The following is an 8,793-nucleotide window of genomic DNA, read 5'->3' on the forward strand; positions in this document are numbered from 1 at the left end:
GGCACCGCCGGTGGCCGCGCCCGACGGGGCGGCGGTCGAACCGCCGGCCGCACCGCCGGTCGCACCGCTGGTGGCCGCGCCGCTCTGGGCCGGAGCCGCTCCGGTGGAGCCGCCCGTGCCGGCCGGGGAGTCCGGGTTGTCCGGACCGCAGGCGGCGAGCGAGAGGGCGGTGGCCGCCGCCAGGGCGGCGACGGTCAGCTTCGTGGTGTGCGAACGCATGGTGTGCTTTTCTCCTGGCGCGCGACCGCGAACCGTTGCCGGCCTGCCCAGTGCGGCGCCGCCCCCGTGTCACAGGAAGGTCGAAGACGAGTGGGCACAGCGGGCAAGAAGCCGTCCCCCGATCTGGCTTTCGGTCAGGGACCATACCAGCCATCCGGATGCTCGGCCGGGCTGTGGCGGGCTGGTGAGCGGGGCGGGTCCAGCCGGTGAAACACCGTGGGGGCGACCTGCGCGGATCGCGTAGATTTCGGGCATGACGGCCGGGCCGGGCCCCGCCGCACCCGCACCACACCGGAAGGGCGTACAGCGAGATGAGCGAGGACTCACTGCGGGAGGAGGTGCTGACCGCACGCCGGATCGTGGTCAAGGTCGGCTCCTCCTCACTCACCACGGCGGCCGGCGGCCTGGACGCCGACCGGGTCGACGCCCTGGTGGACGCGCTCGCCAAGGTGCGCAGCCGCCCGGACGCGCCCGAGGTCGTCCTCGTCTCCTCCGGCGCCATCGCCGCCGGGCTCGCCCCGCTCGGCCTGGACAGGCGGCCCAAGGACCTGGCCCGCCAGCAGGCCGCCGCCAGCGTCGGCCAGGGACTGCTGGTCGCGCGGTACACCGCCTCCTTCGCCCGGTACGGCATCCGGGTCGGCCAGGTGCTGCTCACCGCCGAGGACGCCAGCCGCCGCGCCCACTACCGCAACGCCTACCGGACGCTGGACCAGCTGCTGGCGATGGGCGCGATGCCGGTCGTCAACGAGAACGACACCGTCGCCACCGCCGAAATCAAGTTCGGGGACAACGACCGGCTGGCCGCGCTGGTCGCCCACCTGGTCCGGGCCGACCTGCTGGTGCTGCTCTCCGACGTGGACGGCCTCTACGACGGCGACCCGTCCCAGCCCGGCACCAGCCGGATCGCCGAGGTGAGCGGCCCGCACGACCTCGACGGCATCCGGATCGGCAGCGCCGGCAAGGCGGGCGTCGGCACCGGCGGCATGGTCACCAAGGTGGAGGCGGCCCGGATCGCCACCGGCGCGGGCATCCCGGTGGTGCTCACCGCAGCCAGCCACGCCGCCGACGCGCTGGCCGGGCGGTCCACCGGCACGCTCTTCCGGCGCACCGGCAGCCGTACCTCCGACCGGATGCTCTGGCTGGCCCACGCGAGCAGCCCGCGCGGCGCCCTGCACCTGGACGCGGGCGCGGTCGAGGCGGTCGTCTCCGGCGGCGCCTCGCTGCTGCCGGCCGGGGTGACCAAGGTCGACGGGGAGTTCGCCGCGGGTGATCCGGTGGACCTTCTTGGCGAAAACGGCCACATCGTGGCTCGCGGACTGGTCAACTTTGATGCGAGGGAGTTGCCCCGCCTGCTCGGCCGGTCCACCCGCGACCTGGCCCAGGAGTTCGGCGCCGGGTACGAGCGCGAGGTCGTCCACCGCGACGACCTGGTCGTTCTGCACGGCTGACCGGCCGGCACCGGCCGAGCGGCGCAGTGCGGTCGCCGGGCCGCTCCGTACGGGAGCGGCCCGGCCGCGGGCGAGGAGGGGCGCAGCCGTACCGGTCGGCCGAGGGCCGACGGGGCCGGTGGGGACGACACGAGATCGCCGAAACAGGAGGCCGCCGGTGGAACACAGGCGCGAGGCAGCGCTGACCGGAGGGACGGCGGGCCGGCGGCTGACCAGCATCGACGGCGGACGCGGGGACGGCCCCGCCGAGCCGGCCGGTCCGCCGCCGCAGAGGCCCGGCGGGGTGCGCAGAGTGCGGCCGCAGCGCGCGCAGGCCGCGGACCCGCCCACCGTGCCGGAGCAGGCACGGCTGTGGCACGTGGTGCTGAGCGTGGCCGGGCAGACCACCCCGTTGTCCTCGCTGCGCGCCTCACTGGAGCAGCTGGCGCACGACCACTCGTTCTTCCTGACCGCCCGCTACGCGGCCGACCACGCCGAGATCCGGTACTGGGAGCAGGCCCGGGACCTGCACGACGCGGCGGCGATCGCGCTACGGCTGTGGGGCGAGCACAAGGTGACCGCCGGTCTGCCGCCGTGGGAGATCGTCGGGCTGGAGGTGGTGGACCGGGCGACGTACCACAAGCGGGTCGCGGAGGGCTTCGGCACGCCGTCGCCGCACCTGGGCGGGGTGCACCCGTACTGACCGGCTGTCCGGCGGGTGTCTCACCGGGCGAAACGACGGCTGGGGGGCATGGGCCAGTCGCTACCCTTGGCGGCATGACCAGCGACCTCGCCACCGCCGACAGTCCCGTCCTCGCCGTAGCGCGCCGAGCCCGGGAGGCCGCCGCCGTGCTCGCCCCGCTGCCGCGCCGGGCCAAGGACGCCGCGCTGCTGGCGATCGCGGACGCGCTGGTCGCCCGCAGCGCCGAGATCGTCGCGGCCAACGCCGAGGACGTGGAGCGGGCCCGCGCGGCGGGGACGGCCGAGTCGGTGATCGACCGGCTGAGCCTGACCGACGAGCGGATCGCCGCGATCGCCTCCGACGTGCGCGACGTGGCCGGCCTGGCCGACCCGGTCGGCGAGGTGGTGCGCGGCTACACCCTGCCGAACGGCCTGGACGTGCGCCAGGTGCGGGTGCCGCTGGGCGTGGTCGGCATCATCTACGAGGCCCGGCCGAACGTCACCGCCGACGCCGCCGCGCTCTGCCTGAAGTCCGGCAACGCGGTGCTGCTGCGCGGCTCCGCCTCCGCCTACCGCTCCAACACCGCGCTGGTCGCCGTCCTGCGGGACGCCGTCGTCGCGGCCGGGCTGCCGGCCGACGTGATCCAGCTGGTGCCGGGGGAGAGCCGGGACTCGGTGCAGGAGCTGATGCGCGCCCGCGGCCTGGTCGACGTGCTGATCCCGCGCGGCGGGGCCTCGCTGATCCGCACCGTGGTCGAGGGCTCGACCGTCCCGGTGATCGAGACCGGCACCGGCAACTGCCACGTGTACGTGGACGCGCGGACCGACCTGGCGATGGCCGTCGGCATCCTGCTGAACTCCAAGGCGCAGCGGGTCAGCGTCTGCAACTCCGCCGAGACGCTGCTGGTGCACCAGGACGTCGCGGACGACTTCCTGCCGCTGGCCCTGGCCGCCCTGGCGGAGGCCGGGGTGACGGTGCACGGCGACGAGGCGGTGCAGAAGGCGGCCGGGGGCACCGGCGCCACCGTGGTGCCGGCCACCGACGAGGACTGGGGCGCCGAGTACCTCTCGTACGACCTGGCCGCGGCCGTGGTGCCCTCGCTGGACGCCGCCGTCGCGCACATCCGCCGCTGGTCCTCCGGCCACACCGAGGCGATCGTCACCACCTCGCAGGCCGCCGCCCGCCGCTTCACCCAGCTGGTGGACTCGACCACGGTGGCCGTCAACGCCTCCACCCGGTTCACCGACGGCGGTGAGTTCGGCTTCGGCGCGGAGATCGGCATCTCCACCCAGAAGCTGCACGCCCGCGGCCCGATGGGCCTGCCGGAGCTGACCAGCACCAAGTACATCGTCACCGGTGACGGGCATGTCCGAGGCGAGCCGACGCAGACCGTGGGCGGCGGCGGGGACGGCCGCTGAGCGGTGGTCCGTCACACGTGTGACGGACCAACTGCCGGGAGCCACAGACAAATCGCCCGGCCGGTAATACGCTGAATCCGTGGCTGAGGATGTGGGGGGCTTGCCGTACCCCGACGGCGCCGACCACGGTGGTGCGGACGACGAGTTCGCCACCGTGGTCTTCGATGAGGCCTTCGTCCGGTCCGCCGCCGTGCACGAGCCGACGGCCAAGGAGCGGCAGCTCGCCGCTGCCGAGGCCCGGTTCGAGCCGGATGCCGTGGGACCGGGCTGGAGCTATGACGTTCCGGCCGGGGACGGGCTGCCGCTGGAGCTGCGCCCGCACCCGAGCGGACTCGACGACGACCACCTGTACCCCGACCCCTGGTCGGGCCCGGGCCGGGCGGGCGGCCGACGGGGCCGGCGCTGGGGCCGGCGCTACGACCCGGTGCGGGCCCGTGGCCGGTACGTGGCCCAGCAGCGCTGGCACCGGCCGGTGGCCTGGGTGCTCGCGGTGATCATGGGCGTGAGCCTGGTGGCGGTGGCGGTCGCGGCGATCTACCAGGGCGTGGGCGGCTCCTCGGGCGCGCCCCCGAGGCCGGGGTCCGGCAGCAGCAGCCGGGGGACGGACCCGCGGTCCGCGCCTGCCGAGCCGCTCCCGGTGGTCACCGCACCGGCCGGCTGACCGGGGGGTGCGCCCCCGGCGGCCGGTCACGGAGCGTTCCCGGCAAACTGCGCCGGGGCCCTCGTGGTGGGCCCGGTGTGCGCCTACCCTGGTGCTATGGGTGACCCGCGCGAGCCTCCTGAGGGTACGCCCGAGGGCGGTTCCGGCAATGAGGACGAGTTCCGGTCCGTCGTCTTCGACGAGTCGTTCGTCCGGGCTGCCCGGATCCAGGAACTCTCCGCCCGGGAGCGGCTCGCGGGCTCCTTCGGCAAGGCCACCCGGGCCCGGGTGCGGCTCGGCCCGCTGGGCACCGTGCCGCGCCAGGCGCTGGCCCTGCTGCTGCTCATCCTGCTGGCCTTCGGGGCCGCGGTGTACTTCGGGGTGAACTCGCCCAAGGGCGTCCCGTTGCGACCGGAGGGCAGTCAACTCACCGTCAGCCTGGTCGCGTTGAGCCCGGCTTCGACCGTCCGCCCGGTCGCCGACCCGGCGCGTCCGTTCGCCGCGCTGCCGCCCGGTTACGGCGACGGGACGGCCGGACTGAACACCCCCGCCGGGGCCGCCACCGAGCACTTCAGCAAGGTCGAGGTGACGAAGGCGCTCGACACCGTGCAGCGCTACCTGGTCGCCTCCTCGCTGTCCCCGGCGGCGCTGGTCCAGGCTGTCACCACCGATGTGCGGGCCTACGTCACGCCCGGTGAGCAGGCCCAGTTCGACGCCAGCACCGCCCAGCCGGTGGACGACCGGCACCACGCGGTGACCGGCTGGATCGTCCGCTTCGACCCGGCGCAGGTCGCGCTCGCCTCCGACACCGTGAAGACGGTCGGCGCGATGCGGGTCGACGAGGCGGACGGCAGCACCCTGCAGATCACCACCGACCACACCTTCGTCTACGCGCTGAAGCCGGCCGGGGCGCCGGCCGGGGCGCCGGCCGGGGCGCCGGTCACCCTGGAGACCGTGCGGCGCGAGCTGACCTTCCAGTTCGACCGGGTCGATCTGGGGCAGGCGCAGCTGCGGTTGGTCGACGCCGTGCTGCAGGCCGGGCCGGCGCCGTGCACCGCCTCGATGGCGGGCTTCCTGCAGCCGGTGCTGGCCACCGCGCAGGGCACCGCGGTGGCGCCGGCGGCGCCGGTCGACCCGGGCGATCACGCGCGGCCGGCCTGGCAGGTGTGCGGGGTGCTGGCGGGGAGCTGAGCGGGCCCGGGTCGGTGGCCGTCGGTCGGTCGGGACGGTGGGCGGCCGGGGACAGTGGTCGGCCGGGGCCGTCGGTCGGGGACGGTGGGCGGCCGGTGACCCGGGCGGGTCGCCGGCCGCCGTACGCGGGTGGCCGTTCAGCCGTCGGTGCGCTCCGAGGCGCGGTCCGAGGGGCCGCCGGCGGGAGCGCCCGGGGAGGAGCCGCGGGTGCCGCCGGTGAAGGTGTCGCGCAGCTTGCCGCCGACCGTCGCGGCGCCGCCGGCCACGTCCCGCAGCAGGCCCATCAGCGGGTCCTTGCTCTCCTTCACCGAGGTCGAGTAGTGCTCGGCGGCGGCCTTCCACTGCTCGCCGACCGAGGTGTCCCGGTCGTCCGTGCGGCGCGGGTAGGCGCCGGCCTGGATCGAGCGGTACTCGTCGCTCTCCGCCCACTTCTTCAGCTGGGCGACCCGCACCACCGCGAACGGGTGCGTCTGCGGCAGCAGCTGGAGCAGCTTGAGCACGCCGTCGCGCAGGTCCCCGGCCTTCTCGTACTCCTCGGCCTGCTCCAGGAAGGCGTCGACGTTCATCTCGGCCAGGTTGTGCCCGCCGGCCAGCTTCATCAGGGCCCGCATGGAGGCCTGGAGGTCCTGCCCGGCGAGCAGGCCGGCCCGGTCGCTGGACAGCTCGGCCTTGCGGAACCACTCCTTGAGCGCGGTGATGACCGCCGTGATCGCCAGGTTGCCGAGCGGCACCCAGGCGATCCGGGCGGCGATGTTGGTGAGGATCATCAGCATCGTCCGGTAGACGGCGTGGCCGGACATCGCGTGGCCGACCTCGTGGCCGATGACGGAGCGCAGCTCCTCCTCGTCCAGCAGCTCGACCAGGCCGCTGGTGATCACGATGATCGGGGTGTCGATGCCGATGGTGAAGGCGTTGACCGTCGGGTCCTGGGTGACGTACAGGTCCGGGACCTGCTCCAGGTCGAGCACGTAGGCGGCGTCGCGGACCATGTCGTACAGCTCGGGGAACTGGCGCTCGGAGGTCTTCACGGCGGTGGCCAGGAACATCAGCCGGATCGCGCGCTCGGAGACCAGCCCGGCGAGCTTCTTCAGGATGTCGTCGAAGCCGGACAGCTTGCGCAGGGCGACCAGCGCCGAGCGGTCCGCCGGGTGTTCCCAGGCCCGGGTGGAGATCTCGGGGAAGCGCCGGCGACGGCGGCTCGGGGTGTTCGCGGTCGTGTCGGTCATGGTCTGCGTACCTCCTGGTCGACGGCGGCCCCGGCGCAGCGCCCGGCCCCCCGCTGGTCTTCGCCTGCAACGACTGCCTGTGCAACGTCCGTGGTTGCGTACTCGTCCCCGGGACCGGGGCCGCGGGCGGGGCGGCGGGTCACGGGGGCCGGTGGGCGGCGCCGGTGTGAGGCGGGTTTACCCTGAGTTCCCTGGAGAACCGGGACCGGACCCGGCCGCGGTACGAGCAGTTCGAGGAGCCCCTCAGATGTCCACCGAAGCGCTGGTCAGCCTGGCCGCACCCATCTCCGACGAGGCCGGCCCGGGCCTGTTCCTGCGGATCATCGTGATCGCGTCCTTCGTCGGGATCGGTCTGCTGGTCTGGATCATGGCCCGCGCCTTCCGGGGGCAGTAGGCCCCGGTGCCCGCTCCGCTCGCTCACGCCCGGTCAGCGGCGGTGGGCCGCCGAGCGGTTGCCGTGTAACCCCCCGTACGATGACGGGTGGGCCCTCACCGGCCCGGAACCACCCCCTGGTCCGTTCCCCGAGCCGAGAAGGTCCCGCCGACCATGAGCACTGCTGCCGCACTCCCCGTTCTGAACCTCCTCGCCGAGGGCGAGGGGGGCAACCACGACAGCCTGAACCCGCTGCTGACGGGCGGCGCCGCGCTGTTCATCCTGGTGCTCCTGCTCTTCATCACCACCCGCTTCAACCGGGACCGCTGAGCCGGGCTCCGGGGCCGCTCGGGGAGCGTCCGGCCAGTGGGCCGGCCGCTCCCTCACGCATCTGCGGACAACCCCCACACGGCTGTTCCCGCACCGTAACGGGTGTCGCGTAAGGTGTGGCGGCATGGGAGAGCAGGCCGGGAATCCCGGCGGACCGGAACCGGTGAAGAAGCGCCTCGGCGTGATGGGCGGCACCTTCGACCCGATCCACCACGGCCACCTGGTCGCCGCCAGTGAGGTGGCGAGCGCGTTCCACCTGGACGAGGTGATCTTCGTCCCGACCGGGGAGCCCTGGCAGAAGAGCGACCGGCACGTCACGCCGGCGGAGGACCGCTACCTGATGACGGTCATCGCGACAGCCGAGAACCCGCAGTTCTCGGTGAGCCGGATCGACATCGACCGCGAGGGCCCGACGTACACCGTCGACACCCTGCGCGACCTGCACGCCCTCCACCCGGACGCCGACCTCTTCTTCATCACCGGTGCCGACGCGCTGGCCCAGATCCTGTCCTGGCACGACTCGGACGAACTCTTCTCGCTGGCCCACTTCATCGGATGCACCCGGCCGGGGCACACTCTGTCGGACGCCGGGCTTCCGGTGGGCGGGGTCTCCCTGGTGGAGGTCCCGGCGCTGGCCATCTCCTCCACGGACTGCCGCAACCGGGTCGCCAAGGGCGAGCCGGTCTGGTACCTCGTCCCGGACGGCGTGGTCCGCTACATCGACAAGCGGGCGCTGTACGCGACGCCGCACGGGACCTGAGCCAGGAGCGGGCGTGACCGATCGCAGCGGTAACGGCAGCGGCAACGGCGGGCAGCAGCCGGAGGAGTGGTCCACCGGGCAGTACCAGCAGCCGTACCAGGAGCAGGGCCAGGGCCAGGGGCACGGGTACCAGGCCCAGCAGCAGGCGCAGCCGCAGGGCTACGAGCAGCCGTACGAGCAGCAGGGGTACGAGCAGCAGGCGTACGACCAGTACGGGCAGCCGGTGTACGGGCAGGGCGCGTACGGCGGCGGGCAGCAGGCCCAGGGGTACCAGCAGGGGTACGGGCCGGCCGGGCAGGTCCCGCAGCAGCAGGGGTACCAGCAGCAGTACGAGCAGCAGTCGTACGACCAGTACGGGCAGCCGGTGTACGCCCAGGATCCGTACGGCTACCAGCAGCAGGGGTACCAGGGGTACCAGCAGCAGTACCAGGCGGCGCCGGTCGCCCCGCTGGTCGCCGAGCCGCAACCGCAGCCGCAGTCGCAGCCCGAGCCGCCGGCCGCGCCCGAGGCGCCCGCTCCCGCCACCG

General features: G+C 74.1%; 9 protein-coding genes and 2 pseudogenes. 9 read left to right on the plus strand and 2 right to left on the minus strand.

The window, feature by feature from the left end; all coding sequences use genetic code 11:
- Positions 1-219, minus strand: a pseudogene (locus BG452_RS23335) (DUF4232 domain-containing protein); the annotation flags it as partial.
- 311 nt (positions 220-530) lie between these two features.
- On the opposite strand from BG452_RS23335, the gene proB reads away from it, so the two are divergent.
- From proB to BG452_RS23360, 5 genes are all read left to right on the plus strand, one after another.
- Positions 531-1,667, plus strand: a complete 1,137-nt coding sequence (gene proB, locus BG452_RS23340; protein WP_188306308.1) for a glutamate 5-kinase — start codon at positions 531-533, stop codon at positions 1,665-1,667.
- A gap of 157 nt (positions 1,668-1,824) precedes the next feature.
- Positions 1,825-2,349: a hypothetical protein gene (locus BG452_RS23345; RefSeq protein ID WP_188306309.1), complete on the plus strand. Its 525-nt coding sequence runs from the start codon at positions 1,825-1,827 to the stop codon at positions 2,347-2,349.
- A 74-nt stretch (positions 2,350-2,423) separates the two neighbouring features.
- Complete coding sequence (locus tag BG452_RS23350; protein WP_188306310.1) at positions 2,424-3,746, plus strand: glutamate-5-semialdehyde dehydrogenase; 1,323 nt, start codon at positions 2,424-2,426, stop codon at positions 3,744-3,746.
- Positions 3,747-3,837: 91 nt separating this feature from the next.
- Entirely contained in the window at positions 3,838-4,407 is a 570-nt protein-coding gene (locus BG452_RS23355) for a hypothetical protein (protein ID WP_317621186.1), read from the plus strand.
- 96 nt (positions 4,408-4,503) lie between these two features.
- Positions 4,504-5,577 carry a hypothetical protein gene (locus tag BG452_RS23360; protein WP_188306312.1) on the plus strand — a complete coding sequence of 358 codons (1,074 nt, stop codon included), beginning with the start codon at positions 4,504-4,506 and terminating at the stop codon, positions 5,575-5,577.
- Positions 5,578-5,714: 137 nt separating this feature from the next.
- On the opposite strand, the gene BG452_RS23365 is transcribed toward BG452_RS23360, so the two are convergent.
- Positions 5,715-6,803, minus strand: a complete 1,089-nt coding sequence (locus BG452_RS23365; RefSeq protein WP_188306313.1) for a M48 family metallopeptidase — start codon at positions 6,801-6,803, stop codon at positions 5,715-5,717.
- Positions 6,804-7,050: 247 nt separating this feature from the next.
- On the opposite strand from BG452_RS23365, the gene BG452_RS23370 reads away from it, so the two are divergent.
- The 4 genes and pseudogenes from BG452_RS23370 to BG452_RS23385 all read left to right on the plus strand — a co-directional run.
- Positions 7,051-7,197, plus strand: coding sequence for a hypothetical protein (locus tag BG452_RS23370; protein WP_188306314.1), 147 nt, complete (start codon positions 7,051-7,053; stop codon positions 7,195-7,197).
- 153 nt (positions 7,198-7,350) lie between these two features.
- Positions 7,351-7,506, plus strand: a complete 156-nt coding sequence (locus BG452_RS23375; RefSeq protein ID WP_188306315.1) for a hypothetical protein — start codon at positions 7,351-7,353, stop codon at positions 7,504-7,506.
- 124 nt (positions 7,507-7,630) lie between these two features.
- On the plus strand, positions 7,631-8,266 hold the full coding sequence (nadD, locus tag BG452_RS23380) for a nicotinate-nucleotide adenylyltransferase (protein WP_188306316.1): 636 nt from the start codon (positions 7,631-7,633) through the stop codon (positions 8,264-8,266).
- A gap of 13 nt (positions 8,267-8,279) precedes the next feature.
- Positions 8,280-8,793: pseudogene (locus tag BG452_RS23385) on the plus strand (hypothetical protein); the annotation flags it as partial.

Source organism: Streptomyces sp. CBMA123 (assembly GCF_014596465.1).
In the GTDB taxonomy this organism is placed as follows: domain Bacteria; phylum Actinomycetota; class Actinomycetes; order Streptomycetales; family Streptomycetaceae; genus Kitasatospora.

Excerpts from the sequence above, each read along its gene's own strand:
- BG452_RS23350 (WP_188306310.1), top strand. The coding sequence starts at position 2,424 with ATGACCAGCGACCTCGCCACCGCCGACAGTCCCGTCCTCGCCGTAGCG.
- BG452_RS23360 (WP_188306312.1), top strand. The coding sequence starts at position 4,504 with ATGGGTGACCCGCGCGAGCCTCCTGAGGGTACGCCCGAGGGCGGTTCC.
- BG452_RS23370 (WP_188306314.1), top strand. The coding sequence starts at position 7,051 with ATGTCCACCGAAGCGCTGGTCAGCCTGGCCGCACCCATCTCCGACGAG.
- proB (WP_188306308.1), top strand. The coding sequence starts at position 531 with ATGAGCGAGGACTCACTGCGGGAGGAGGTGCTGACCGCACGCCGGATC.
- BG452_RS23375 (WP_188306315.1), top strand. The coding sequence starts at position 7,351 with ATGAGCACTGCTGCCGCACTCCCCGTTCTGAACCTCCTCGCCGAGGGC.
- BG452_RS23365 (WP_188306313.1), bottom strand. The coding sequence starts at position 6,803 with ATGACCGACACGACCGCGAACACCCCGAGCCGCCGTCGCCGGCGCTTC.
- nadD (WP_188306316.1), top strand. The coding sequence starts at position 7,631 with ATGGGAGAGCAGGCCGGGAATCCCGGCGGACCGGAACCGGTGAAGAAG.